The organism is Tomitella fengzijianii (assembly GCF_007559025.1).
GTDB classification, from domain to species: Bacteria; Actinomycetota; Actinomycetes; order Mycobacteriales; family Mycobacteriaceae; genus Tomitella; species Tomitella fengzijianii.
The window spans coordinates 198,926-224,665 of the sequence record NZ_CP041765.1 but is presented as its reverse complement, the minus strand read 5'-3'; the positions used below and the strand labels follow the sequence as shown (position 1 = coordinate 224,665).

Below are 25,740 nucleotides of genomic sequence, written 5' to 3'. Positions count from 1 at the left end.
CAAGACGGCACGGCGGCACGCGCTACCGCGCGGCGGTCACCGCCGCCGTGCCGGAAGACTCCGGCTGTTCAGCCGAATCCGCCTCGGCGACCGAGCCGGGTTCCACCGGCCTCGATTGCTCGACCGGCGACGCGTCGCCCGCCTCGGCGGTCCTGCCCCGCCTGCGCCCCAGCGTCCGCTTGACCAGGTACGCGCCGAGGATCACGGCGAACGCGATGAGGCTCTGCATCAATTGCGCGCGCATGTCGGACACGAACGCCATGCCGACCAGCACCGACAGGATCACCAGCGTCACCAGGATCGGCACCACAGGGAACAGCCAGACCCGGAACTCGAGGATCTCCGGCGAGGTCCGCTCCCACCGCCGGCGCAGCCGGATCTCGGAGGCGCAGATGAACACGTACACGAACAGACACACGGCACCCGACGAGTTCACCAGGAACATGAAGATCGTGTCCGGCCAGATGTAACCGGCGGCGATGCAGCCGTAGCCGATGACAGTGCACGCGAGGACGCCCTTGACCGGCACGCCGCGGCTGTTGGTGCGCACCATCCAGCCGGGCGCGTTCTGGTGGCGCGACAGCGTGAAGAGCATGCGTGAGGCGGTGTAGAGACCCGAGTTGAGGCACGACAGCACCGCCACCAGCACGACGAGGTTGAGGATGTCGGCGCCGGCGCCCACGCCCAGACGCGACAGCGCATCGATGAACGGCGACTCCCCCACCGTGAACGCGTCCCACGGCACCATCGTCACCAGCAGCAGGGTGGAGATGACGAAGAACGCGAGGACCCGGAACACCACGGTGTTCGTCGCGCGCCGGATCGACTCGCCGGGCTCCGGCGACTCGGCGGCCGCGATCGTCACGAGCTCGGCGCCGGTCATGGAGAAGATCACGGCGACGACGCCGACGAGCACCGGCCCGAAACCGTTGGGCATGAAGCCGCCGTGGTCGATGAGGTTGGAGAAGTCGGCGTGCGTCCCCGGCCACAGGCCGAACACGAACAGCGAGGCGACGACGATGAACGCGAGGATCACCGTCACCTTGATGCCGGCGAACCAGTACTCCGCCTCGCCGAAGTTGCCGACCGAGGCCAGGTTGACCAGGGTCATGATCAGCAGGAGCCCCGCGGACATGATCCACATCGGCACGTCGGGGAACCAGCGGGCCAGGAGCGAGCCGCCGATGACCGCCTCGATCCCGACGACCATCACCCAGAAGTACCAGTACAGCCACCCGGTGGCGAAGCCCGCCCACGGGCCGAAGGCCATGCGTGCGTATTCGGTGAACGAGCCGGTGCACGGCTTGGCCACCGCCATCTCCCCGAGCATCCGCATGACGACGAACACGATGACGCCGGTGATCGCGCAGGTGAGCGCAGCGGCCGGGCCCGCCTGATTGATGATGGCACTGATCCCGACGAAGAAGCCGGCGCCGATCACCCCGCCCAACGAGAGCATCGTCAGGTGCCGCTTTTTCAGGCCGGCCTGCAACTGGTCGTGTTCTCCAGGCATTTCGCCTCCTCGATCGGTGACTGAGGCGACGTTACGATCATACTGTGATGCACCCCATGTCCGTTCTGGACAATTTCCCGGCCGGCGCTGTACGCGGCGGCGAAGGCGGGGCCGCGCCATGGCGATGACGGTCCGCCGGCTCGTGGCGCAGGAGGGGCTGGGCCTGCAGCTGATCGCGGGCGCGGAGTCGGCCGACAGGGTCATCGGCTGGGCGCACGCGATCGACCTCCCCGACCCCACGCCGTGGCTGTCCGGCGGAGAGCTGGTCATGACCACCGGCTCCCATTTGGACGACGACCCCGACGTGCAGTACCGCTACGTGCGCGGGATCGCCCGCGCAGGATGCGCGGCGCTGGCCTTCGACACCGCCATGCGGTACCCGGAGGTGCCCGGCGCCGTGCGCCGGGCGGCCGAGGAGCTGGGTCTTCCGTTGGTGCGGGTGGCGCCCGAAACCCCGTTCATCGCCATCTCCCGGGTTGTCGTCGACGAGATCACTGCGGATCAGGTGCGGACAGTCCAGTCGGTGGTCGACGCGCAGGGTCGCCTGGCCCGGGAGGCGCTCCGCGGCGGCATACCCGGCCTGGTGGAGAGCCTGGCCCGCCGGATCGGCGCGTCCGTGTGCGCGATCGGGCGCACCGGCGGGGTGCTCGCGGCGGGCGGTCCGCGGCACGCGCTGCTCGCGCAGAAGCTGGCGGCACGCGAGTCGGGTGCGCGGTCACGGCGCGCGCCCGGCGACGGCGCGTTCGCCGACGACGACGGGCACGTCACGATCCAGCGCTTGAGCGTCGCCGGCGACCGACTGGGGCGGCTGGCCGCCCTGTCCCGCCGCCCGCTGGACCAGCAGGCCCGGTTGTTGCTCGGGCATGCGGCGTCGCTGATCGCCCTGGAACTGGCCAAGCCCCTGCACCTGCGTGACGCGGAGGAACGGCTGCGTGGAGCGACGGCCCGGATGGTCCTCGATGCAGGCAGCGACGTCGACCCCGCGCTCATCCGCTACTTCGGGGTGGACCCTGACCGTGACGTGACCGTCGTGGTCCTCACCGGCACCGGCGAACTGGTCCCCGCGCTCGCGCAGGTCTCCGACGTGTTGCACGAGGCCGAATCGGGCCATCTCGTCACGGAGCGGCCCGACCGGACCGGCGATCTCGTCGTCATCACCGGGGCGGACCCGGCGGACGCCGACCTCACGGACGGGCTGCCGGCGCGCCTCCAACGCCACCTGCAGACCCGGCTGGGGCGCCCGATCGGCGCGGGAATCAGCGCGCCGGCCCCGCCGGCGCAGGCGCGCGCAGCCCTGCGTCAGGCCGCGGCGGCCGCCCGCGTCAGCGGCAACCGCGGGCACCGGCCGGTGCACTTCGCCGCGCTCGGGGCGTTCACCCTGCTCATCAGCGCGCAGCCGAACGACGTGCTGCGCGCGGCGGCCGCCGACGTGTTGGGCCCGCTCGACGAGCACGACCGCGACGGGCGCGGCGACCTGGCGGCGTCGCTCGACGCGTACCTGCGGAGCAACGGCCAGTGGGAGCCGGCCGCGTCCGCCCTGGGAGTGCACCGGCACACCCTGCGCAACCGCATCAACCGGATCGCCGAGATCCTGGACGTCGACCTCGAGTCCGCGCACGCGCGCGCCGAGCTGTGGCTGGCGCTGCGTGCGCGCGAGCTGCTGCCGGACACGTGAGCGTGCGCGGCCGGATGGATCAGAGGTCTGGCACGCGCACGATCAGGCCCCGCGCAGGTAGACCGTCGTAGCCGTGGTGAAGAAGTCGCGGGCGGCCTCACCCTGCTCACGGGGTCCGTAACCGCTGGCCTTCGCGCCTCCGAAGGGCACGTGCGGGTCGGCGCCCGCCGACTCCGAATTGATGTGCAGCACACCGACGGACAGGTCGTCCACCGCACCGAGCGCGGAGCCGATGTCGCGGGTGAACACCGCCGCCGACAGCCCGTACTCGCCGTCGTTCGCGGCGGAGAACGCCGCGGCGGCGCCGTCGACGCGCACAGCGGCGAGGACCGGGCCGAACAGCTCCTCACGCCACACCGGGGCATCCGTCGAATCCAGTTCGAGGACCGTCGGCGGCGCGAAATTGCCGGCCGCGGAATCGCCGACGGCGCCCGGGGTCTCCCCGCGCACCACCACACGCGCGCCGGCGTCGACCGCCGCGGCCGCCCCGCGATCGACCCGCTCGCGCGCCGCCGCCGTGATCAGCGGCCCCACGTGCACCTCGGGGTCCAGCGGGTCGCCCACGCGCAGGCTCTTCACCTCGCGCGCCAACCCGTCCAGCACCGCGTCCGCCACCGCGTGATCGAGCACCAGCCGCGATGTGGCCGTGCACTTCTGACCGGACGACCGGAATGCGCCGGCCATGATCTGCTGCACCGCCAGGCCGACGTCGGCGTCGGCGAGCACCACCGCCGCGTTCTTGCCGCCCATCTCCGCCTGGACCGGCACGCCGCGCCGCGCCGCTCCGGCCGCGATCTCCCTGCCCACCGCGGTGGATCCGGTGAACGTGACAGCGTCGACGCGTTCATGGCCCACCAGCCGCGCACCGAGGTCGCCGGCCGCGAACACGAGGTTGAGCACCCCGGCGGGCAGCCCCGCCTGCACCAGCGCCTCCATCAGGCGGAGGGCCAGCAGCGGCACGGTCTCGGCCGGCTTCCACACCACGGTGTTGCCGTAGACGAGTGCGGGCGCGATCTTCCAGGCAGGGATGGCGATCGGGAAGTTGAACGGCGTCACGGCCGCGACTACGCCCACCGGCCGGCGCGTCACCAGGATCTGCTCGCCGGCGCGCGGCGACGGGTGCACGGTCCCGGATTCACGGTCCGCCGCGCCCGCGTAGTAGCGCAGGATCTGGGCGGCGCGCGCCACCTCGCCGCGCCCCTCCGCCAGGGTTTTGCCCTCTTCGCGGCTGAGCTCCGTCCCCCACTCGTCGGCGCGCGCGTCGATGATCGCCGCCGCCCGGGCGAGGATCCCGCCGCGCTCGTGCAGGGTGCACGCCGACCAGCCGGGGAACGCCGCAGCCGCCGCGTCCACCGCGGCGTCCAGTTCGGCGGCGGTGACGGTGCGCCCGCGGGCGACGGTCTCGCCGGGCCGCGCCGGATTGTCCGATTCCAGCGCGCCGCCGCCGCCCGCGATCCATGCGTCGCCGATCCGGCTGTGCAGGTCCACGGGCCCGGCCGGCCCTCCGGTGGTGTGCGTGGGCATTCGGGTCTCCTCGGGCTGTCGCAGGGTTCGGGAAGGCGGGTTCAGAGTGCGGCGATCGCGTCGCGCAGCACGCCGAGCCCGTCGGCCAGCTGCTCGTCGGACATGGTCAGCGGCGGCAGGAAGCGCAGCACATTGCCGTAGGTCCCCGCCGTCAGCAGCAGCACGCCTTGGTCACGGCACACGCGGACGACCTCCGCCACCGCCGCCTTGTCGGGCGTCTTGTCCGCGTCGGAGACGAACTCGGCGGCGATCATCGCGCCGCGGCCGCGAATGTCGCCGATGCGCCCCGAGTCCGCGGCGATCATGCGCAGCTCGCCGACGAACGTGTCGCCGATCTCGCGGGCGCGCGCCAGCAGCCTGTCCGCCTCGATCGTGTCGAAGACGCCGAGCGCGGCCGCGCACGCGAGCGGGTTGCCGCTGTACGTGCCGCCGATGCCCCCCTGATGCGCCGCGTCCATGATCTCCGCACGCCCCGTCACCGCCGCGAGAGGCATTCCGCCCGCGAGGCCCTTCGCGGACACCACCAGGTCCGGCACGAGGCCCTCGTGCTCGCTGGCGAACCAGTCGCCGGTGCGCGCGATGCCGGACTGCACCTCGTCGGCGACGAACACGATGCCGCGGTCGCGGCAGAATGCGGCGACCCGGGCCAGGAACCCGGGCGCGGGAACGATGAACCCGCCCTCGCCCTGGATCGGCTCGACCACGACGGCGGCCACCTCGTCGGCGCCGAGCTGCGCGTCGATGACCATCGCGAACTGCGCGAAGGCCTCGTCGGCGGCGTTGTCGGGGCCGCTCGGCCAGCGGTACGGGTAGGCCATGGGCACCCGGTGGACCTCGGGCGCGAACGGGCCGAACGTCGACTTGTACGGCATGTTCTTCGCCGTCATGCCCATCGTCAGCAGCGTGCGGCCGTGGAAGGCGTGGTCGAAGACGACGACGGACTGCCGCCCCGTCGCGGCGCGCGCGTACTTGACCGCGTTCTCCACGGCCTCGCTGCCGGTGTTGAACAGCGCGGTGCGCTTGTCGTGGTCGCCCGGGGTGAGCTCGTTGAGACGCTCGCAGACCTCCACGTAGTTCTCGTACGGCGTGGCCAGCATGCACGTGTGGGTGAACATCCCCGCCTGCGCGCGGATCCCGTCGACCACCCGGGGCGCGGCGTTGCCGACGGTGGTCACCGCGATGCCGCTGGCGAAGTCGAGGAACGAGTTGCCGTCCACGTCCACCAGCACGCCGCCACCGGCCGCCGCCGTGTACACGCCGTGCGCGCTGCCGAGGCCGGCCGGGACCGCCGCATCACGCCGGGCCGCCAGCGCGCGCGAGCGCGGGCCGGGCACCTCGGTGAGCAGCCGCCTCCTCTGCGGAAGCGTGGGTCCACCGGTCAGTTCGTCAGCGATTACCGCGGTCATCATCAACCTCCTCGTCGAATGCCCCGAGCGTAAGGACGGACGTGATCCACGCGACATGTACAAACCGGAGATCTCGTACCGGACTGCTGGACACTTCGGACACGTGCGCACGGACATGAGACGGCGGCCGGCGGGCTCGGCCGGACACGGCACGACGGCGGTCGGCACCGCGCACGCCGCCGCACCGTCCGCTCGGAGGTAATCTCGTGGCCATGGTGGACACCCCCTTCGGGCGGGTCATCACGGCGATGGTGACCCCCATGCACTCGGACGGCTCGATCGACTTCGACGGGCTGCAGCGCCTCGCCGTGCACCTGGCGGACCACGGGCACGACGGCCTGCTGGTCAACGGCACCACGGGCGAGTCCCCCACCACCACCGACGACGAGGATTACGACTCGGTGCAGGCGGTCGTGGAGGCCGTGGGAGACCGGGTCGCGGTGATGGCCGGCTGCGGCACCAACGACACCGAGCACTCCGCGCGCGCGGCCCGGGAGATGGTCGCCCGCGGCGCCGACGCGCTCCTCGTGGTCACCCCCTACTACAACAAGCCGCCGCAGGACTGCATCCTCGAACACTTCCGGCTGGTCGCGGAGGCCGGGGACGGCACGCCGGTGATGCTCTACGACATCCCCGGGCGCACCGGCACCGCGCTGACCACCGACACCATCCGGCGCGCGGCGGAGATCGACCACGTCCGGGCCGTGAAGGACGCGAAGGGCGACTTCTTCGAGGCCAGCAGGCTGATGTCCCAGACCGACCTGCTCTGGTACTCGGGCGACGACATCGTCAACCTGCCGCACCTCGCCCAGGGCGCCACCGGCATCGTCTCCGTCGTCGGGCACGTCGCCGGGGACCTGTACGCCGAGATGATCGCCGCCGTCGACGGCGGCGATCTGCCTCGCGCCCAGCGGATCCACCGTCGGCTGATCCCCGCGGTGGACGCGATCATGCACGTCTCCCAGGGCGCCATCCAGGCCAAGGCGGCGATGAAGATGCTCGGCGTGATCGAGTCGGACGCGCTGCGCATGCCGCTGCGGTCCGCGCCCGCCGCCGACGTGGAGGCCCTGCGCGCGGGGCTCACGGCCGCCGGGCTGCTGTAGCCGGCCCGGGTTCCACCGCGGGGGGAGGCTCGCGCGGCGCACTCCGCGTACCGTCGTGACTACGGATGGAAAGCACCCGGGCCGTCGGCGATGCGGACCAGCCTCGACGGCGGCGCACTGGCAGGAAGAGGTGATCGCCAGTGGAGCTCACACGCCTCCGCCCCTTACTCGAGCACCCGGGCCCGATGGCCACGGTGTACTTGGAGAACCGCCCGCCCGGCGAGGACGCCGGGACCCAGTCGCGGCTGCGCTGGCAGGCCGTGCGCGAGCGCCTCGAGGCCGACGGCGCGACGCTGCCCGCCCTGGCCGCCCTGGATTCGGCGCTCCGCCAGGACCCCGTCGGCGAGATCCAGGCCGATGGCCGCGTCCTCGTCGCCTGCGACGACGGCGTGCTGCTGGACGAGCACTGGGACGCGTCGCTCGGCAGCGGCGACGCCGGATACTGGTCGGACGCCCCGCAGCTGGACCGTTACGTGCGCGAGGCGCTCACGGCGGTGCGGGTGCTCGTGGCGGTCACCGACCAGCAGGGCGCCCGCGTCCGCCAGGAGATCCTCGGCGAGCTCGTCACCGACGGCACCGAACCCGCCGCGGAGCAACAGTTCTCCGCCGCCGGCAGCACGGTGGAGGGGTCCGGCGGCGGGCGCGTGCACAAGGCACGCCGGGGGTACCTCTCGCACAAGCACAATCAGCGCCGGGCCGACGAGGTAGTGCACCAGAACGCCGCGGACGTCGCGGAGCACCTGGCCGTGGCCGCCGGGCGTTTCCGGCCGGACGCGCTGGTGCTCGCCGGCACGGTGCAGGGGCGCACAGCGGTCCGCGCCGAACTGCCCGAGCATCTGGCGCGGATCAGCGTCGACGCCGACCGGGGCGGCGTCCAGGACGACGCTGCGGAGGCCGCGCTCGCCGAGCAGATCGACGAGATCGCCGAGGCGCTGCGCAGCCGCCGGCTGGACGCGGATACCGACGCGTTCGAACTCGCCAGGAGCCAGGGGCTGACCGTGCGCGGGCCGGGTGCCGTCGCCGACGCCGCCAGGCAAGGGGCCGTCAGCACGGTGGTGCTGGGACACGAGGCCGCGGACGGGCCCACGGGCGACGCGCTCGCGGCGTCCTCCGCCTGCGGGGCCGAGGTGAAGCTGGCGGATCTTCCGGAGGGTGATTACGCAGACGGCCGCCGGGGTATAGCGGCCGTGCTCCGTTTCGCGGTGCCTACCGCGTGACGCGGGCACCGGTCTCCGCGGATGCGGGGCCCGGTCGAAGCAGGGACCGGCCGTCCGCAGGGCACATCGGTCGGGGACCCGGCCACGGAACGGCCCCTGCGCGCGGCGCACCGGCGTCGCGCGTGAGCGTTCGACCGACGAGGAGGTCCACCTCATGTCACAGAACAACGGCCCGATGGCGCACAGCCCTGCACGCACGGTGATGCGCTGTTCCGCAGCCGGACTGCTGGCCGCCGGGCTCACCGTGGGGGCGGTGTCGGCCGCGGCCGCGGAAACGGCGGCCGATCCGCCCATGCCCGCGCACCTGAACATCGACGGCGATCTGCAGCTGGCGCCCGGCGTCGACCTGCTGAAGATCGACGCCCAGGGCGCGAGGTCCGCGGACGGGACCACCACCGGCACCTACAAGGCCACTGTCCAGCTGGGGTCGAGCTCCACGCCGATCACGGTGACCGGACCCGTGACGTGCATCGCCGTCGACGGCGCCGACGCGTCGCTGCTGTATCCGATCAGCGGCATCATGGGCACGCAGTTGCCGGGCTCGCTGGAGAACGCGCTCGCGGTGCAGGTCTCGGTGCACCAGGGCGCGGACGACGAGGGCGACATGGCCGGCGTCTCCCTGCCCATGCCCACCGGCGCATTCGACGGTTGCGCTCCCGCGGGAACCCCGTTCCCGTTCGAGGGCACCATCGACGCCGGCGTCGGCTAGTCCCGCGCCCGGCGCTGCCCGTGATGGCCCGGCCCGGAGGGGCGGGCGGCAGTGCCGGCGAGGGGGCCCGGGAATCGAAAGCCAGTGGCCGCGCTGGAGAACCGGCCACCGCAGTCGAGGAGATGAACCACTCACATGCCGGAGAACGTTGCGCGCAAGCTGATCGCCGCCCACCTGGAGTCGGGTGAGATGTCACCGGGCGAGGAGATCGGGATCCGCATCGATCAGACCCTCACCCAGGACGCCACGGGCACCCTCGTCATGCAGGAGCTCGAGGCGCTCGGCCTGGAACGCGCGCAGACGGAGGTCAGCGTCCAGTACGTGGACCACAACCTGCTGCAGACCGACCAGAAGAACGCCGAGGACCACGAGTACCTGCGCACCGCGTGCGAGCGGTACGGCCTGTGGTTCTCCAAGGCCGGCAACGGCGTCTCGCACCCGACGCACATGCAGCGCTTCGGCATCCCCGGCAAGACGATGGTCGGGTCCGATTCGCACACCCCGGCGGCCGGCTCGCTGGGCATGCTGGCCATCGGCGTGGGCGGCCTGGAGGTGGCGCTGGCCATCGCGGGCAGACCGCTCAACATCAGGATGCCGGAGATCTGGGGTGTTCGCCTGGAAGGCGCACTGCCCGAGTGGTGTTCGGCCAAGGACGTGATCCTGGAGATGCTGCGCCGCCACGGGGTGAAGGGCGGCGTGGGCCGGATCATCGAGTATCACGGTCCCGGGCTGGCGAACCTCACCGCGATGGACCGGCACGTCATCGCCAACATGGGCGCCGAACTCGGCGCCACCACCACCGTGTTCCCCGCCGACGAGGCGGTGCGCGCGTTCCTGCGCGGCGAGCAGCGTGAGGACGACTTCGTGGAACTCCTCGCGGATGACGGCGCGGGCTACGACGCCGACGAGTTCATCGACCTCTCGCAGATCGAGCCGCTGATCGCGAAGCCGTCGTCGCCCGGCAACGTCGTCCCCGTCCGCGAGGTCGCGGGCACCGACATCGCGCAGGTGGTCATCGGCTCCAGCGCCAACCCCGGGCTGCGCGACTTCGCCATCGCCGCGGCCATGGTCGAGGGACGGCAGACCTCGCCGGAGGTCAGCTTCGACGTCAACCCCACGTCGCGGCAAATCCTCTCCGACCTGATGACGATGGGCGCGGCCACGCAGCTCGTCGTCGCCGGCGCCCGCATCCACCAGGCCGGGTGCATGGGGTGCATCGGCATGGGCCAGGCACCGGCCACCGGCCGCAACTCGCTACGCACCATGCCCCGCAACTTCCCCGGGCGCTCGGGCACCAAGGAGGACGCGGTGTGGCTGTGCTCGCCGGAGACCGCCGCCGCGTCGGCGCTCGTCGGCGAAATCATCGACCCGCGCGACTGGGCGGAGAAGGAGGGGCAGGCCTACCCCGAGCTGCGGCTGCCGGAGAATTCGTCCGTGAACACCGCGATGCTGGTGCCGCCGCTGGAGCCTGCCGCAGCGCGCGAGGTCACGCCGGTCAAGGGGCCCAATATCTCGCGCCTTCCGGAGCTCGACCCGCTGCCCGACGCGCTGTCGGCCCCCGTCCTTCTGGTCACCGGCGACGACATCTCCACCGACGAGATCTCGCCCGCCGGCGCCCGCGCCCTGCCGTTCCGGTCCAACATCCCCAAGCTCGCCGAGTTCAGCTTCACCCAGATCGACGAGACCTACCCGCAGCGGGCGCTCGAGCAGCGCGACTCCGGCGGGGCGCACGTGATCGTCGGCGGCGAGAATTACGGGCAGGGCTCCTCACGCGAGCATGCCGCCATCGCGCCGCGCTACCTGGGGCTGCGGGCGGTGATCGCCAAGTCGTACGCCCGCATCCACTGGCAGAACCTCGCCAACTTCGGGGTCCTGGCGCTCGAGTTCGACGATCCGGCCGACTACGACGCGATCGGGGCCGGAGACGTGCTCGAGTTCGAGGGCCTGCGCTCGGCCATCGCGGACGGCGACGCCGTGACCGTGCGCAACGCCACCAAGGACGCCGCGTTCACCGCGCGGCACCGCCTCAGCGAACGCCAAGTGGCCGACGTGCTGGCGGGCGGGATCATCCCGCGGCTGGCGGAGGCCTGACCCTGACCGAGCAAGCATTTTCTGCCGGATCCCGGGGCGGAATGTGCAGGATCCGCTTGGTCGACGGGCGGCGCGCGGCCTGCCCGCGCTGTGCGCCGCGCCACCGGCTGGCAGGATGGGGACGTGGACGCACTGCTCGAATTCGCCGGGAACTACTGGTGGCTGGTTTTCGTCTTCGGCGGCAGCATCGGTGGGGTCGCCAAGGGCATCAGCGCCGCCAACCAGCGCCGCGCGGAGCGGCGCCAGGAGCGCTTCCGCATCAAGCAGGAGACCAAGGTGGCCGTCGCCCAGGCCAACGCCCGGCAGCACAAGGACCGCGAGGCGCAGAAGCGCGACATCGCCGGCGCCCTCGACGAGCACCGGCAGACCGATGCGCGCTGGTTCGCCTACGAGACCGACCTGGTCACTCTGCTCGACTATCCGATGATGATCGACCTGCGCGAGCCGCTCACCGTCGAGTTCCACAAGACCAAGCGCCGGGCGGACCTGCTCAAGCCCGACGACCCCGACGCGCTGCTCGACGACCTCGACGCGCAGGCCGAGTACCGCGACGCGGTGCACGCCTACGCGATCGCCTTCGATGTGGCCGAGACGGAGGCGAAGCGCCGCCGCCACGGCGGCTTCGACCCCCGCGAACAGGAGCGCCTCACCCGGGCCCAGCACCTGCTGCGGCTCGCCTTCGACGACGGCGCCACCGCCCAGGAGCGGCAGGCCGCCTACAAGCGGGCGAGCAAGGAGCTCGACGGGCTCATCGTCATGCCGCAGATCGGGCTGCAGCGGCTGGAGGCGCAGATCGCGGGGCAGCTGGAACGCGGAATGTCGCAGCCGTGACGGTCACCGACGCCGACCTGCGCCTGCTCTCCCGCGCCACCGACGGGTTCGGCGCGGTGCTCGCGCGCACCGACCTCACCGGCGACGATGCCAGCCGCTGCGCGGGATGGACGTTTCGCGACGTGGCCAACCACGTGCTGGGCGGGGCGATCCGCTACGAGCATTACTTCGCCGGCGGCGACCCCGCCGAGGTGGCATGGAGCCGCACTCATGACCATGCGGGCGACGACGCGGCGGCGGCGCACCGGCGCCTGTCGGCGGCCCTTGACGCCCGCATCGTCGGGCACCGCGATAGCGCGATCACGCTGCACCACCCGTTGGCCGACATCGACGTGCCGACGTTGCTGGTGCTACGGGTGCAGGAGCTCGTGCTGCACGGGTGGGACATCGCGTCCGTCGCCGCGCCGGCGGTGGCTATCGACCCCGAGCTCGGCGCGTTCCTGCTCGAGCGGGGCGCGCCGGTGCGCGCGCTGCTCCGGGACCACGGCGCGCTGGGGCCGGCGTCCGACGCCGGCACCAGCGACGCGGGAGACTCGCTCACCGCCCGGGTACTCGCCGCCTGGGGACGGGGACTGTAGCTCCCCTACACCAACGGCAGACCGCGTTCGAGCAGGTCGATGGCCCCCATCACGCGGTCGAGGTCGCTACCGTCAGGCACGCAGCCCGGGTCGTCTTCGCCCATGAGCCGAAAGGCGACCCCGCCGACGGCCGCGATGAACACGCGCAACGCGAAGTCGTCCCGGTCGACGTCCAGGTACTCGGCGAAGAACTCGGCGGCCTCCGCGATGCTCTGTTCCTTCTGCAGCTGGTAGGCCTCGCGCAGCGCCGGCTCGGTGTCGATGAGCGCCATGCGCTGCAGGTCGCTGGTCCACTCGTCGGCCGCGTGCACGTCGTACATCGCCCGGATCAGCCGGCGCAGCAGGTCGAAGTGCCCGAGCCCCGCGGGGATCGCGGCGAGCGCGGCGTCGATGTCGTCGTCCAGGTCGTGCGAGAGCACCACCTGCTCCTTCGTCTGGAAGTACCGGAAGAAGGTCGTGTGCGACACCTCGGCCTCGTGCGCGATCTGCTCCACCGTGGTCTTGTCGTACCCCTGCGCGGTGAACAGCCGCATGGCCGCGGAGCGGATCGCACGGCGGGTGCGGGCCTTCTGCTTCTCCCGCAGCGACACCTTCGCGGGCGCGCCCGCCCGGCCCGCCGGAGCGGGGGGCCGGGCGGGCGCCTCGGGTCCGGACATCAACGGGAACCTACCGGCACGGGCTGCCCGCCGTCACCGTCGCCGTCGCCCGCGGGCACGGCCTCCAGGCCGCGGTTCTTGATGGCCCCGCCCTCGATGTCGAAGTTGATCACCAGCCTGTCCAGCCACTTGGGCAGGCGCCAGGCCCTGTCGCCCAGCAGCGAGAGCACGGCGGGCACCACCATCATGCGGATGATGAAGGCGTCGAAGAACACGGCGATGGCCAGCGCGAAGCCGATCATCTTGGCGGTGGTGTCCGGCGACAATATGAACGCCGCGAACACGCTGATCATGATGAGGGCCGCAGAGGTCACCACGCGAGAGCCGTGCCGGTAGCCGGCGATGATGGCGTCCTTGGCGCTCATGCCGTGCATGTATTCCTCGCGCATGCGGGTCACCAGGAACACCTGGTAGTCCATCGCCAGGCCGAATACGAGCCCGATGAGCATGATCGGCAGGAACGACAGGATCGGCTGCGTGTGACTGATGATGCCCAGCCAGCCCTCCTGGAACACCGCCACCGTCACGCCGAACGCGCCGAGCACCGAGAAGATGAACCCGACGGTGCCGATGAGGGGAACCCACAGCGACCGGAACACGCCGATCATGATGAGGAACGCGAGCCCCACCACCACCGCCAGGTACGGGATCAGCGCGGTGTCGAGCTTGGCGGACAGGTCGGACATGATGGCCGTCTGCCCGCCCACGTGCAGCTCCGCGCCCTGCGCCTCGATGTCGGGGGCGATGCCGCGGATGTTCTCCATCAGGTCGTGCGTCTGCTGCGAGGCCGGCGCGCTCTCCGGGGTGACCATGATGAGCGCGGAGTCGGCTCCGACGTTGGGGTTCGCCGGGTCGGTGGTCCCGTTGCCCACCCAGGTGAGCGCCTGCGGGTTGGTCACGTCGCCGAGGGCGGCGATCTCCTTCACCGCGGCGTCGGCGGCACCCGACACGTCACCGTCGTCGCTGTGCAGCACCGCGAACAGCGGGCCGTTGACGCCCTCGCCGAAGCCCTCGGCCATCAGATCCATGGCGGCCGCTTCGTCTTCGCTCTCCATCGACAGCCCCAGTTCGAGCTTGCTCATGGGGATCGCGGCGAGCGCCAGCAGCACCAGGCCGCCGATGATCACCGGGATCGGTCGGCGCACGATGCCGCGGCCGAAGCGCACGCCGTTGGTCTCGCCGCCCGCGCTCGGGTCGGCGTGCTTGATCCAGGGGATCCGCGGCAGGAAGGCGAAGCGGCCGAACGCGCCGAGCAGCGCCGGGATGAACGTGAGGGCGGCGAGCACGGCCACGGCCACGGCCAGGCCCGCGCCCGCACCCATCTGCGTGATCATCGGGATGCCGACGACACCGAGCGCCACCACGGCGATGATCACCGTGAGCCCGGCGAAGATCACCGCGCTGCCGGCTGTGCCGACAGCCCGGCCGGCCGCATCGGCCTGGGTGCCGCCGCGCTGCAGCTCGCTGCGATAGCGCGAGACGATGAACAGTGCGTAATCGATCGAGACCGCGATGCCCAGCATCGTGATGATGCTGATGGCCGCCTCGTTGATCGAGAGGAACTCCGCGCCCAGCGTGAACAGCATGATGGTGAGTCCCACGCCGAGAAGGCCCGTGACCAGAGGGATGAACGCCGCGATCAGCGCCCCGAATGCCACGATCATCACGATGAACGCCACCGCGAAGCCGATGAGCTCGGCCGATCCGCCCGGCGCCATCACCTGCATGAGCGACCCCGTCGCCTGCACCTGCAGGCCGTCCCCGCGGTCGCCCTTGAGGATGTCGGTGAGCTCTTTCTTGTTGTCGACCGTCAGATCCATCATGTTGATGTTCTGGTCCACCTGGATGAGGCCGACGCGCCCGTCGTCGCCGAGCACGCTCGGCGCCAGCTGCGGCTGGGCCTCCGCGACGGCGACCGGGTTCGCGATGGACGTCGGGTCGGAGACCTCCGGCAGCGTCTTCAGGTCCGCCACCAGCGCGTCGATCTGCTCGGTGTGGTGCGACAGGCCGTCGTCCGCCTGGATGAGCACCGAGGTGGACGCGTTCTCCTGCTGGGTCATCACCTGCGGGAAGTAGTCCTGCATCTGCTCGGTGGCGACGCCCGCGTCGGTACCCGGAAGCGAGAAGTCCTTGGCGAACTTGGGCGAGAACGCCTGCACCATCGAGGCTGCGGCGATGAGGGCCGCCAGCCACGCCGCGATGATCCACCACTTGTGCCGGAAACAGAATCTGCCGACGCGGAACAGTATCGATGCCATGCGGGCGGCCTCTCCGTGCTGCACCTTCCGCGCGGGGCGCGGCGGTGACGACTGCTGCGGGTTCGTGTTAGTTGGTACCACTTGTTAGTGAGTCCAGCCATGGGTGCCGCAGCGCGACCAGGCCGGACACGGGCCGCGCGTGCGCAACGTCACCCGTACCGGATGCGCGACGACGGCGAGCGACGCGGGGCGCGCTGACGTATACAGAGCACTCTGACGCATTGCCTCGCGCCGGCACATCGGTCGGGAGCCTGATTCCGCGCCGCCGAAAGTATGAGATCGCTCAGGGTTCCCTAGGGAATCCCCCTGGGGCCGGCCGGCGTCCCGGGCACGCGCCGATACCGCTCCGGCACCTTCGCCCGCCGGGTAGCGTGTGAGGCAGCCGCCGCCCGCGAGGCGGCGGAGCGCGTGGAGTACGAGCCGGGAGGTGCGCGGTGTCCGGACGCCGATCGTCAGGCGGGTGGCCCGTATGGCGCCAGTTCACCGGGGGTGACCTGCTCGGTCGCGGGGCCGCCGCGCAATCCCGCCGCAGCCTCGAGATCACGCCGCGCATCGCGTCCGCCGACAAGGTGGTCAAGAGCGTCTGCCCGTACTGTGCGGTGGGCTGCGGCCAGAACGTATTCGTCAAGGACGGCAAGGTCATCCAGATCGAGGGCGATCCGGACAGCCCCGTCTCGCGGGGACGGCTGTGCCCCAAGGGTTCGGCGTCCAAGCAGCTGGTCACCAACCCCGGTCGGCCCGAGACCGTCCTCTACCGCCGGCCGCACGCCGCCGAGTGGGAGCCGATCAGTCTGGACGAGGCCATGGAGAAGGTCGCGGACCGCGTCCTGGAGGCGCGCGACCGGTTCTGGCAGCAGGAGACCGACGACTGCACCCGGGTGCGCCGCACGTCCGGGTTCGCGTCGCTCGGCGGCGCCACGCTGGACAACGAAGAGAACTACCTGATGAAGAAGCTCTACACGGCGCTGGGCGCGCTGGAGGTGGAGAACCAGGCGCGCATTTGACACTCCTCCACCGTTCCCGGTCTGGGAACCTCGTTCGGACGTGGTGGCGCCACAAGCTACCTGCAGGACCTCGCCAACGCGGACTGCATCATCATCCAGGGCTCGAACATGGCCGAGTGCCACCCGGTGGGCTTCCAGTGGGTGATGGAGGCCAAGAAGCGCGGCGCCACCGTGATCCATGTTGATCCGCGCTTCACCCGCACCTCCGCGGTGGCCGACCTGCACGTGCCCGTGCGCGCGGGCGCCGACATCGTCTTCCTCGGCGCCCTGATCAACCACGTGATCACCCACGACGCCTGGTTCCACGAATACGTCGCCGCCTACACCAACGCGGCGAAGATCGTCTCGGCCGACTTCCGCGACACCGAGGACCTGGCCGGGTTCTTCTCCGGCTTCGACGAGGACGGCCGCGCCTACGACCCTGAGACCTGGCAGTACACCGGCGATACCGACCCCACCCTGCAGGACCCGCACTGCGTCTTCCGGATCCTCGCGCGGCACTTCGCCCGCTACACGCCGGAGATGGTCGAGGAGGCCTGCGGCGTGCCGCCCGCACAATTCGCGCGCGTGGCGCGTGCGCTCACCGAGAACTCGGGCCGCGAGCGCACCACCGCGTTCTGCTACGCCGTGGGCTGGACCCAGCACACCGTGGGCGTGCAGTACATCCGCACCGCCGCGATCCTGCAGCTGCTGCTGGGCAACATGGGCCGGCCCGGCGGCGGCATCATGGCGCTGCGCGGGCACGCCAGCATCCAGGGCTCCACCGACATCCCCACCCTCTACGACCTGCTGCCCGGCTACCTGGCCATGCCCGACGCGCACGCCCACCCCGACCTCGACGCGTACGTCGCCGCCGGTGAACGACCCGCCGGCTACTGGGGCAACATGCGCGCCTACACGGTGAGCCTGCTCAAGGCCTGGTGGGGCGACGCCGCCACCGCCGAGAACGACTACTGCTACGACTACCTGCCGCGGCTGACGGGCAAGCACGACTCCACCACCACCGTCGAGCGCCAGATCAACCAGGGCGGCGGCGGGTACTTCCTCGTCGGCGAGAACCCCGCCGTGGGCACCGCCAACGGCCGCATGCAGCGGGCAGGGCTGGCCAACCTCGACTGGCTCGTCGTGCGCGACCTTTCGCTCATCGAATCGGCCACCTTCTGGAAGGACGGGCCCGAGATCGAGACGGGCGAGATGCGCACCGAGGACATCGCCACCGAGGTGTTCTTCTTCCCTGCCGCCAACCACGTGGAGAAGCAGGGCAGCTTCACCAACACCCAGCGCATGGTGCAGTGGCACCGGCAGGCCGTCCAGCCGCCGGGCGACGTGCGCAGCGAACTGTGGTTCTACTACCACCTGGGCCGCATGCTCAAGGAGCGCGTCGCGGCCTCCACCGACCCGCGCGATCTGCCTCTGCAGCGGCTCACCTGGGACTACCGCCTCGAGCCTGGCACCGACGAGCCCGACGCCGTCTCCATGCTCGAGGAGATCAACGGCACCGGCCCCGACGGCACGCCCCTGTCGAGCTACACACAGCTCCGCGATGACGGCTCCACGCGCTGCGGCTGCTGGATCTACTGCGGTATCGGGGCGGACGGCGTCAACCAGGCCGACCGCCGCCCCGCGCGCACCGCGCAGAACCCCGTCTCCTCCGACTGGGCGTGGGCGTGGCCGGCGAACCGGCGCAAGCTCTACAACCGCGCCTCCGCCGACCCCGACGGCAACCCGTGGAGCGAGCGCAAGAAATACGTCTGGTGGGACCCCGACGCCACCGCCGAGGGCGCGGACACGAAGGGCCGCTGGGTGGGCGACGACGTCCCCGACTTCCCGGCGTCGAAGGAGCCCGGATACCGTCCGCCCGTGGGGGCGCGCGCCGAGGACGCCATCGCCGGCGACCAGCCGTTCATCATGCAGTCCGACGGCCTGGGCTGGCTGTTCGCACCCGCAGGCACCAACGACGGCCCACTTCCCACCCACTACGAGCCGCCCGAGTCGCCGCTACGCAACCCGCTGTACCCGCAGCAGTCCAACCCGGCCCGGCAGGTGCACCCGGGCCGCTACAACCGCTACAACCCGTCGCACGGCACGGCCGGCAGCGCGGTGTTCCCGTACGTGTTCACCACCTACCGGCTCACCGAGCACCACACGGCAGGCGCGATGAGCCGGACGCTGCCGTACCTCTCGGAGCTGCAGCCGGAGTTCTTCTGCGAGGTCAGCCCCGAGCTGGCCCGGGAACGCGGATTGGTCAACGGCGGCTGGGCCACCATCATCACCGCCCGCACCGCCGTCGAGGCGCGCGTGCTGGTGACGCCGCGGATGACGCCACTCAAGGTGGGCGGGCAGACGCTGCACCAGGTGGGCCTGCCGTACCACTGGGGGCCCAACGGCATCAGCACCGGCGACGCGGCCAACGACCTGCTGCCGCAGACGCTCGACCCCAACGTGTCGATCCCCGCCACCAAGTCGACCAGCTGCGACGTGCAGCCGGGGCGCCGCCCGCGCGGTCCGGCGCTGGTGGAGTACGTCGAGGAATACCGGCGGCGCGCGGGCGTGACGCCGGAGACCGGAACGGAGGTGTGACGGACGTGGACGACGCATCCGCAGGCGGGGCCGGGTTCCTGTCGAGCCTGGGCCGGTCGTTCTTCAGCCCGGGGACGGGTGACACCGGCACCGCGCCGTTCGACCCGGCCCGCGACGCCGGCCACACCGACCCGCCGCCGCGCAAGGGCTTCTTCACCGACACGTCGGTGTGCATCGGGTGCAAGGCCTGCGAGGTGGCGTGCAAGGAGTGGAACGCGGTGCCTGAGGACGGGATCGCGCTCACCGGCATGTCCTACGACAACACCGGCGGGCTCGGCGGCTCCACCTGGCGGCACGTCGCCTTCATCGAGCAGCAGCTGCCGGCGCCGGCCCCGGACGGCGGGCGCCCCGACACCGTCGACCTGGGCATGCCCACCGCCACCCTCCCGGGCGCCGACCCGGAGCACCGCGAGCACGCGGACTTCCGCTGGCTCATGGAATCCGACGTGTGCAAGCACTGCACGCACGCCGCCTGCCTCGACGTGTGCCCCACCGGAGCGCTGTTCCGCACCGAGTTCGGCACCGTCGTGGTGCAGGACGACATCTGCAATGGCTGCGGCTACTGCGTTCCGGCCTGCCCGTACGGGGTGATCGACCGCCGCGACGGCCCCGCCGGCGACCCCGCGGTGGGCCTCGCACAGAAGTGCACGCTCTGCTACGACCGGCTCTCCGACGGCATGGAACCGGCCTGCGCGAAGGCCTGCCCCACCCAGTCGATCCAGTTCGGCGACCTCGACGAGCTGCGCGAACGCGCCCAGGGCCGCCTCGACATGCTCGTCGAGTCCGGCGAGACCACCGCGCAGCTCTACGGGCACGACCCCGACAACGGGGTCGGCGGCACCGGGGCGTTCTTCCTGCTGCTCGACGAGCCGGAGGTGTACGGGCTGCCGCCGGACCCGGTGGTGACCACCAAGGACCTGCCGGGCATGTGGCGCCAGGCGGCGTTCGCCGCCGCCGCACTGCTGGGCGGTGCGGCGGCCGCGTTCATCGGCGGCAAGGGAGGACGGCGGTGACCGACCAGGATCTGCGGCGGCGGAAGGGCGGCGGCAAGCGCAGGCGCCGCCGCGGCGAGCAGGCGATGGTGCCCGACGCCGAGTTCACCTCGTACTACGGCCGCCCGGTCGTCAAGGCCTCTCCGTGGGAGGCGGACATCCCGGCGTACCTGTTCCTCGGCGGACTGGCGGGCGGGTCCTCGCTGCTCGCGGCGGGCGCCGACCTGACGGGGCTGCCGCGCCAGCGCCGGTCCGCGCGTCTGGTCGCGTCCGCGGCGATCGGCGGCAGCCTCTACGCCCTCGTCCACGACCTCGGCCGCCCGGCGCGGTTCCACCACATGCTGCGCGTGGCCAAGGTGACCTCGCCGATGAGCGTCGGCACCTGGATCCTGTCCGCCTACGGCCCCTTCAACGCGCTGGCGACGGGTAGCGAGCTGCTGGGGTTCATGCCGGGGCCGGTCCGCAACAGCAGGCTCGGCCGGCTGCTCGGGTTCGCGGGCCGTCCCGGCGGGCTTATAGCCGCCCTCATCGCCCCCGCCGTCGCCTCCTACACCGCAGTGCTGCTCACCGACACGGCGACGCCCACCTGGCACGCGGCCCAGCGGGAGCTGCCGTTCGTGTTCGTCGGCTCCGCCGCGGCCGCCTCCGGCGGGATGGGGCTGGTGGCGGGACCATTAGGCGAATCAGGACCGGCGCGGAACCTCGCCGTCGGCGGGGCGGTGCTCGAGCTCGGCGCCTCACGGATCATGCAGCACAGCATGGGCATCACCGCCGAGCCGCTGCGCCAGGGCACGGCGGGCACGCTGCACACGGCCGCGACCGCGCTCACCGCCGCAGGCGCCGCGGGCGCGGTGGCCGGCAGGCGCAGCAGGATCGCGTCCGCCCTGTCCGGGCTGGCGCTCACCGCCGGGTCCGCCTGCACGCGGTTCGCGATCTTCCACGCCGGGCAGGCCTCCGCGCGCGACCCCCGCTACACCGTGGTGCCCCAGCGGGAGCGACGCGAGGGCCGGTCGAGCTGAATCCGTCCGAGGCCGATCCCGTTCAGGAGGCGCCCACCGAGGCGAGGCTCCCCGCCGGGACGCCCGGCACCCCACCGCCACCGTCACCCGCAGGAATGGGCGGGCCCGGGTTCGAGGCGGTGCGCAGCGCCAGGTCCTCGCCGGGCCCCGCGTTGACCGCGTCGAGGATCTTGCGGACCGGCACCCCGATGGTCATGGGCCCGTCGTCGCCGGACGGGGCGATACCGCACCCCTGCGGATCCTCGAAATCGGACGCGCTGACGATGCCGAGCGCCGCGGTTCCGCTGAACATCGGGCCGCCGCTGTCGCCGGACAGCGTGCACACCGACGTGATGAACCCGCGGACCCGGCCGACCACCACGCCATCCGCGTCCTCCACCGGAACCGTCTCGTCTGCCGCCAGCACCTCCCCGCAGGTGTAGGCGGAGGAGGCGCCGGACTTGCACACCGGCGTGCCGACGACGGCCGGCGACGCGACGCCGGTGATGGCGAGCCGGTCGGCGCCGCTGCCGTGCACCTGGGGTTCGGCGAGGCTGCCCGGCGCTCCGGAATCGATGGCGATCACCGAGTAGTCCAGGTACTCCGGGCCGACGCTGAGCGTCGACGCGTCGAAGCGGCCGATCCGCGTGCTGTCACGGAACCCGGGAGCGTCGTGCAGGTAGACCCCGGACGCGCCGGCAATCCCCGCCGCCGCAGGCTCGGGGTCGCAGTGCCCGGCGCTGATCGCGTACGGCTCCCCCGCCGAGTCGACGGCGGTGAACCCCAGCGAGCAGGAGGTGTAACCGGGCCATTGCGCGATGGGCCCCGCCCCGGTGATGTACTCATCACCTCCGATCGGAGACGCCTTGAGCTGCAGCACCCGTGGCGCCGCGGTCCGCGGCGCGCTGTCCTTCGCCGTCGCGGGCACGAGCGCGGGCGTGAACCCGGCGTCGCGCACCTCCTGCGCCGCGGTCGCGGTCGTGACGGCGATGATCGGCGTCCCATCCTGCGCGAGCCATGCCGCGCCGAACGCCTGCGGGTCGCGGTTCCGCAGCCGCTGCGACTCGCCGGCCACCGCCCGCGCAGAGTGCGCGCGCTCCAGGTACTCCTGCGGGCTGATACCCAGGTCGCGGCGCACGGCGTCCTTGAGTCCGGGCGGCAGCTCTGCGGCCTGCGCCGTATCCGCCTGCGCCGTATCCGCCTGTGGCGCGGCCGACGCCGGCTGCCACGCCGTCACCGAGAGTGCGGCCGCCGCGACGACGCCTCCGAGTACGACGGCGCTCCGCGCGCCCCGGGTCCTCTCCACTGACCTGTCCTCTCGCCGACACCAGGCCCTCACACCACCATGGAATTCAACACCATGACGGGTCGCGGCGCAGTAGTTCCGCGCACCCGCTCGCTCCCGTGGCGAATGAGCGCGTCTCTACGGCTTACGTAGGCACGCGCTCACCGGCCCCGCGGCGGCTTCACACCACCGCGCGCCCGCCGTCGCCGACCACCTCGTGCCCGCCGTCGCCCACCCGGCGGGTCAGCCCCCGCCGCGCCAGCAGCTCGAGCAGCGGCATCATCACCCGGCGCGACGTCCCCAGGCGGCCGCGCGCCTGGCTGGGCGTGAACGGGGCGGGCAACTCGCGCAGGGCCGCCGCGGCCAGCTCCGGGGCGTCCGGAGCCAGCCACACCCCGGGCCCGACCTCGACCAGCAGATCCGCCCGGGCGCAGGCGGCCAGTTCCCGCCGGCCGAGGCCCAGCTCGTCGAGCTCCCTGGCCGTGGGCGCCGCGAACGGATTCCGCCGCAGCCGATCCTGCAGCTCGTCCGCCGCCGCCCGCACCGCCGGCGGCAGGCCTCCCCCGGAGCCGGGCAGGGTGATGCGCCCGTCTGCGCTCCGCAGTGCGGACGCACCGGGCCGCGCGAGCACCGCCTCGATCAGGTGCGCGTCGGGCAGGCCCAGCTCCCGTCGCGCCGCCTCCGCGGGCACGCCGGGTTCGAGTGGGTCGCGCCGGTCCTCCGCGCGCACGAACTCCACCAGCCGCGCCGCCAGCGCGTCGGCCGCGGCGTCGTCGATCAACCAGCCGCCGCGGCCCGCACCGTCGGGCACCGGCACGCCCCACGCGCTCAGGTCGTCGGATCGCACCCAACCGCGGCGCCGCAGCTCGGATCCCACGGCAGGCTCTGCCGGCAGGTCCGCCAGGACCTCGGCGCGGCGGCGCGCGTCGCCCCGGCGGGCGAGCGGAGGCGGCGACGGGTCGAGCACCGCGGCGCCGGCCGGGATGCGGTGCGTGCCCGGGTCGCGCAGGATCAACCGGTCGCCCACTCGCAGCGGCAGCGGGGCGCCGAGGGTCAGGCGGGCGTAGGGCGAGTCGGCGAACACCCGCACTCGCACGGGGGTCGACGCGGAGCCGATGTGCGCGGTCATGCTCTCCGGCAGCCGGGCGGGCTTCGGCGTCCCCGGGCCCGGGTCCAGGCGCACGTCGACGACCGACGTACCCCGCCAGCTACCGGGAGTGAGCAGCGCCGTGCCCCGGGGCACCGCGTCCACCGCCGCGCCCCGCAGGTTGAGGGCGACGCGCACCGTGCCCTTCACCGACCGCACGTCGCGGCCCAGGGACTGCAGTCCGCGCACTGTCACGCGCCGCCCGCCCGCGCCGACGGTCAGCGCGTCGCCCATCTCGATGGCGCCGTCGCCGAGCGTGCCGGTGACCACCGTGCCCGCCCCGCTGATGGTGAAGGCCCGGTCCACCCACAGGCGCACGTCCCCGCCCGGGTCGGGCCGGGGAAGCCCGCGCGCCAGTTCCGCCAGCGCAGCACGCAGCGCGTCCATCCCCGCGCCGGTCGCCGCGGACACCGGTACCGCGGGGATGTCGGCGAGCCCCGTGCCCGCGAGCGCGTCGCGCGCCTCGGCCAGGGCGAGGTCCGGCTCCATCAGGTCGCAGCGCGTGATCACCAGAATTCCCCGGCGCACCCCCAGCGCGGCGAGCGCCTCCAGGTGCTCCTGGGATTGCGGCATCCACCCGTCGTCGGCGGCCACCACGAACAGCGCGGCCGGCACCGGGCCCACCCCGGCGAGCATGTTGGCGACGAAGCGCCGGTGCCCCGGCACGTCCACGAATGCGACCGTCATTTCGTCGTCCAACGTCATCGACGCGAAGCCCAGGTCGATGGTGAGCCCGCGGCGGCGTTCCTCGTCCCAGCGGTCCGGCTCCGTGCCGGTGAGCGCGCGCACCAGGGTGGACTTGCCGTGGTCGACGTGGCCGGCGGTGGCGAGGACGACGGCGGGCGCCGCTCCCGCCGTCGTCTTTCTTTGCGTCACCGCGCCGCCCGGACCAGCTGCGCGAGCAGGTCGTCGTCCGCCTCGGCCACGGCGCGCAGGTCCAGCAGAAGCCTCCCCTCCGTCACCCGACCCAGCACCGCGGGCCGCACGGCGCGCAGCGGCGCGGCAAGCCCGGTGGGCAGCGACACGGCGGCACTGGGCAGTTCCACCCCCGGCGCGCCGCCGCCGCCGACCGTGGCGCGCGAGTCGACAGCCTCCGCGTCGATACCGTCGCCGCGCAGGGCTTCCGCGAGCTGATCGGCGCGTGCCCTCAGCGCACGCGGGTCGGCCTCCAGCGCCGCCATGGTGGGGGTGCGGGGCCCGCCGACGGTGGCCTCGAACGCCGCGAGCGTGAGCTTGTCCACGCGCAGCGCCCGCGCCAGGGGGTGGCGTCGCATCGCGTGGATCAGGTCGGCGCGGCCCACCACCACGCCCGCCTGCGGGCCGCCGAGCAGCTTGTCGCCGCTGGCGGTCACCAGGTCGGCACCGGCCCGCAGCATTCCGCCGGCGCTCGGCTCGTCGGGCAGCGCCGGGTGCGGCACGAGCAGCCCGGAGCCGATGTCGGCCACCACGGGCACGCCCAGCCCCCGCAGCTCGTGCACCCCGGCGCCGGCCGTGAACCCGCTGATGACGAAGTTCGACGGGTGCACCTTGAGGATGAAGGCCGTCGTGTCGTCGACGGCCTCGGCGTAATCGTCGGCGGTCACCCTGTTGGTGGTGCCCACCTCGCGCAGCGTCGCGCCGGTCGATTCGAGCAGGTCGGGCAGCCGGAAGCCGTCGCCGATCTCGACCATCTCGCCGCGCGCGATGACGATCGACCCGGGCACCCGCGAGTGCGCCGGGGTGAGGGCGGTGGCGGCGAGTGCCAGCGCGGCGGCGCCATTGTTGACCAGGTACGCGTCCTCGGCGTCCGGCACGGCGGCCCGCAGGATCTCGAGCGCGCCGCGCCCGCGCGCGCCCCGGCGGCCGGTGGCCAGGTCGAGCTCCACATCGGTGGCACCTGCGACGATCCCCACCGCGCGCACCGCCGCCTCCGACAGGGGCGCGCGGCCCAGGTTGGTGTGCAGCAGGACCCCGGTGGCGTTGAGGACGCGCACGGCGGTGATCGGCGCGGCGGGCAGCTGTGCGAGCACCGTCTGGACGACGTCCTCCGGGGCGAGGTCGCCCGCGCGCACCGCGTCCTGCGCACCCTTGAGCCAGGCCTTCACATACGGCGCGCCGAGCACGTCGACCGCGGGCCGCATGCGCTCGTCGCGCAACAGCGCATCGGTGGACGGGACGCGGCGGCGCGGGTCGG

At 72.6% G+C, this 25,740-nt stretch carries 18 protein-coding genes; 10 read left to right on the top strand and 8 right to left on the bottom strand.

The features are described from left to right. Positions 1-22: 22 nt before the first annotated feature. Positions 23-1,513, bottom strand: coding sequence for an amino acid permease (locus FO059_RS01020; protein WP_199257050.1), 1,491 nt, complete (start codon positions 1,511-1,513; stop codon positions 23-25). A gap of 118 nt (positions 1,514-1,631) precedes the next feature. Between FO059_RS01020 and FO059_RS01015 the strand changes: the two genes are divergently transcribed. Further along, complete coding sequence (locus tag FO059_RS01015; protein ID WP_158726591.1) at positions 1,632-3,188, top strand: PucR family transcriptional regulator; 1,557 nt, start codon at positions 1,632-1,634, stop codon at positions 3,186-3,188. Positions 3,189-3,230: 42 nt separating this feature from the next. Here FO059_RS01015 and FO059_RS01010 read toward each other — a convergent pair whose 3' ends face one another. Together FO059_RS01010 and gabT are read right to left on the bottom strand one after the other, a co-directional pair. Beyond that, positions 3,231-4,712 carry an aldehyde dehydrogenase family protein gene (locus FO059_RS01010; RefSeq protein ID WP_143905610.1) on the bottom strand — a complete coding sequence of 494 codons (1,482 nt, stop codon included), beginning with the start codon at positions 4,710-4,712 and terminating at the stop codon, positions 3,231-3,233. A gap of 41 nt (positions 4,713-4,753) precedes the next feature. Beyond that, positions 4,754-6,118, bottom strand: a complete 1,365-nt coding sequence (gene gabT, locus FO059_RS01005; RefSeq protein WP_143910313.1) for a 4-aminobutyrate--2-oxoglutarate transaminase — start codon at positions 6,116-6,118, stop codon at positions 4,754-4,756. Positions 6,119-6,330: 212 nt separating this feature from the next. Between gabT and dapA the strand changes: the two genes are divergently transcribed. The 6 genes from dapA to FO059_RS00975 all read left to right on the top strand — a co-directional run bounded on the left by dapA (position 6,331) and on the right by FO059_RS00975 (position 12,647). Then, a complete protein-coding gene (gene dapA / locus FO059_RS01000) occupies positions 6,331-7,221 on the top strand; it encodes a 4-hydroxy-tetrahydrodipicolinate synthase (protein ID WP_143905608.1) in 891 nt (296 codons plus the stop codon). A 140-nt stretch (positions 7,222-7,361) separates the two neighbouring features. Next, positions 7,362-8,438, top strand: coding sequence for a baeRF2 domain-containing protein (locus FO059_RS00995; RefSeq protein ID WP_143905606.1), 1,077 nt, complete (start codon positions 7,362-7,364; stop codon positions 8,436-8,438). Between the two features lie 154 nt (positions 8,439-8,592). Then, the gene (locus FO059_RS00990; protein ID WP_233266862.1) at positions 8,593-9,147 is read left to right on the top strand and encodes a hypothetical protein; all 555 of its coding nucleotides are present in this window, start codon (positions 8,593-8,595) and stop codon (positions 9,145-9,147) included. Between the two features lie 135 nt (positions 9,148-9,282). Beyond that, complete coding sequence (locus tag FO059_RS00985; protein WP_143905605.1) at positions 9,283-11,238, top strand: aconitate hydratase; 1,956 nt, start codon at positions 9,283-9,285, stop codon at positions 11,236-11,238. Between the two features lie 123 nt (positions 11,239-11,361). Further along, positions 11,362-12,069, top strand: coding sequence for a hypothetical protein (locus FO059_RS00980; RefSeq protein ID WP_143905603.1), 708 nt, complete (start codon positions 11,362-11,364; stop codon positions 12,067-12,069). After that, entirely contained in the window at positions 12,066-12,647 is a 582-nt protein-coding gene (locus FO059_RS00975) for a maleylpyruvate isomerase N-terminal domain-containing protein (RefSeq protein WP_143905601.1), read from the top strand. Before FO059_RS00980 ends, FO059_RS00975 begins: the two co-directional genes overlap by 4 nt. Before the next feature lie 5 nt (positions 12,648-12,652). On the opposite strand, the gene FO059_RS00970 is transcribed toward FO059_RS00975, so the two are convergent. Both FO059_RS00970 and FO059_RS00965 read right to left on the bottom strand, forming a co-directional pair. After that, on the bottom strand, positions 12,653-13,303 hold the full coding sequence (locus FO059_RS00970) for a TetR family transcriptional regulator (RefSeq protein WP_143905599.1): 651 nt from the start codon (positions 13,301-13,303) through the stop codon (positions 12,653-12,655). Continuing rightward, complete coding sequence (locus tag FO059_RS00965; protein ID WP_143905597.1) at positions 13,303-15,561, bottom strand: MMPL family transporter; 2,259 nt, start codon at positions 15,559-15,561, stop codon at positions 13,303-13,305. Before FO059_RS00965 ends, FO059_RS00970 begins: the two co-directional genes overlap by 1 nt. 434 nt (positions 15,562-15,995) lie before the next feature. On the opposite strand from FO059_RS00965, the gene fdnG reads away from it, so the two are divergent. From fdnG to nrfD, 3 genes are all read left to right on the top strand, one after another. Beyond that, a complete protein-coding gene (gene fdnG / locus FO059_RS00955) occupies positions 15,996-19,145 on the top strand; it encodes a formate dehydrogenase-N subunit alpha (protein ID WP_233266863.1) in 3,150 nt (1,049 codons plus the stop codon). Positions 19,146-19,192: 47 nt separating this feature from the next. Then, positions 19,193-20,158 (top strand): 4Fe-4S dicluster domain-containing protein, encoded by a 966-nt coding sequence (locus tag FO059_RS00950; protein ID WP_143910311.1) that lies wholly within the window; start codon positions 19,193-19,195, stop codon positions 20,156-20,158. A gap of 65 nt (positions 20,159-20,223) precedes the next feature. Continuing rightward, positions 20,224-21,156 carry an NrfD/PsrC family molybdoenzyme membrane anchor subunit gene (gene nrfD / locus FO059_RS00945; protein ID WP_143910310.1) on the top strand — a complete coding sequence of 311 codons (933 nt, stop codon included), beginning with the start codon at positions 20,224-20,226 and terminating at the stop codon, positions 21,154-21,156. 22 nt (positions 21,157-21,178) lie between these two features. Here the strand turns inward: nrfD and FO059_RS00940 are convergent, their stop codons facing one another. The 3 genes from FO059_RS00940 to selA form a co-directional block, all read right to left on the bottom strand. Further along, positions 21,179-22,441, bottom strand: coding sequence for a S1 family peptidase (locus FO059_RS00940; RefSeq protein WP_143905591.1), 1,263 nt, complete (start codon positions 22,439-22,441; stop codon positions 21,179-21,181). A gap of 160 nt (positions 22,442-22,601) precedes the next feature. Then, complete coding sequence (selB, locus tag FO059_RS00935) at positions 22,602-24,443, bottom strand: selenocysteine-specific translation elongation factor (RefSeq protein WP_143905589.1); 1,842 nt, start codon at positions 24,441-24,443, stop codon at positions 22,602-22,604. After that, a complete protein-coding gene (gene selA / locus FO059_RS00930) occupies positions 24,440-25,687 on the bottom strand; it encodes an L-seryl-tRNA(Sec) selenium transferase (protein ID WP_233266878.1) in 1,248 nt (415 codons plus the stop codon). The genes selB and selA overlap by 4 nt, the downstream gene beginning before the upstream one ends. Positions 25,688-25,740: the final 53 nt, after the last annotated feature.

What these genes read in the sequence shown, in the direction of transcription:
- FO059_RS01020 (WP_199257050.1), bottom strand. Translation starts at nt 1,513, where the DNA reads ATGCCTGGAGAACACGACCAGTTGCAGGCCGGCCTGAAAAAGCGGCAC.
- FO059_RS01015 (WP_158726591.1), top strand. Translation starts at nt 1,632, where the DNA reads ATGGCGATGACGGTCCGCCGGCTCGTGGCGCAGGAGGGGCTGGGCCTG.
- FO059_RS01010 (WP_143905610.1), bottom strand. Translation starts at nt 4,712, where the DNA reads ATGCCCACGCACACCACCGGAGGGCCGGCCGGGCCCGTGGACCTGCAC.
- gabT (WP_143910313.1), bottom strand. Translation starts at nt 6,118, where the DNA reads ATGACCGCGGTAATCGCTGACGAACTGACCGGTGGACCCACGCTTCCG.
- dapA (WP_143905608.1), top strand. Translation starts at nt 6,331, where the DNA reads ATGGTGGACACCCCCTTCGGGCGGGTCATCACGGCGATGGTGACCCCC.
- FO059_RS00990 (WP_233266862.1), top strand. Translation starts at nt 8,593, where the DNA reads ATGTCACAGAACAACGGCCCGATGGCGCACAGCCCTGCACGCACGGTG.
- FO059_RS00985 (WP_143905605.1), top strand. Translation starts at nt 9,283, where the DNA reads ATGCCGGAGAACGTTGCGCGCAAGCTGATCGCCGCCCACCTGGAGTCG.
- FO059_RS00970 (WP_143905599.1), bottom strand. Translation starts at nt 13,303, where the DNA reads ATGTCCGGACCCGAGGCGCCCGCCCGGCCCCCCGCTCCGGCGGGCCGG.
- FO059_RS00965 (WP_143905597.1), bottom strand. Translation starts at nt 15,561, where the DNA reads ATGGCATCGATACTGTTCCGCGTCGGCAGATTCTGTTTCCGGCACAAG.
- nrfD (WP_143910310.1), top strand. Translation starts at nt 20,224, where the DNA reads ATGGTGCCCGACGCCGAGTTCACCTCGTACTACGGCCGCCCGGTCGTC.
- selA (WP_233266878.1), bottom strand. Translation starts at nt 25,687, where the DNA reads ATGCGGCCCGCGGTCGACGTGCTCGGCGCGCCGTATGTGAAGGCCTGG.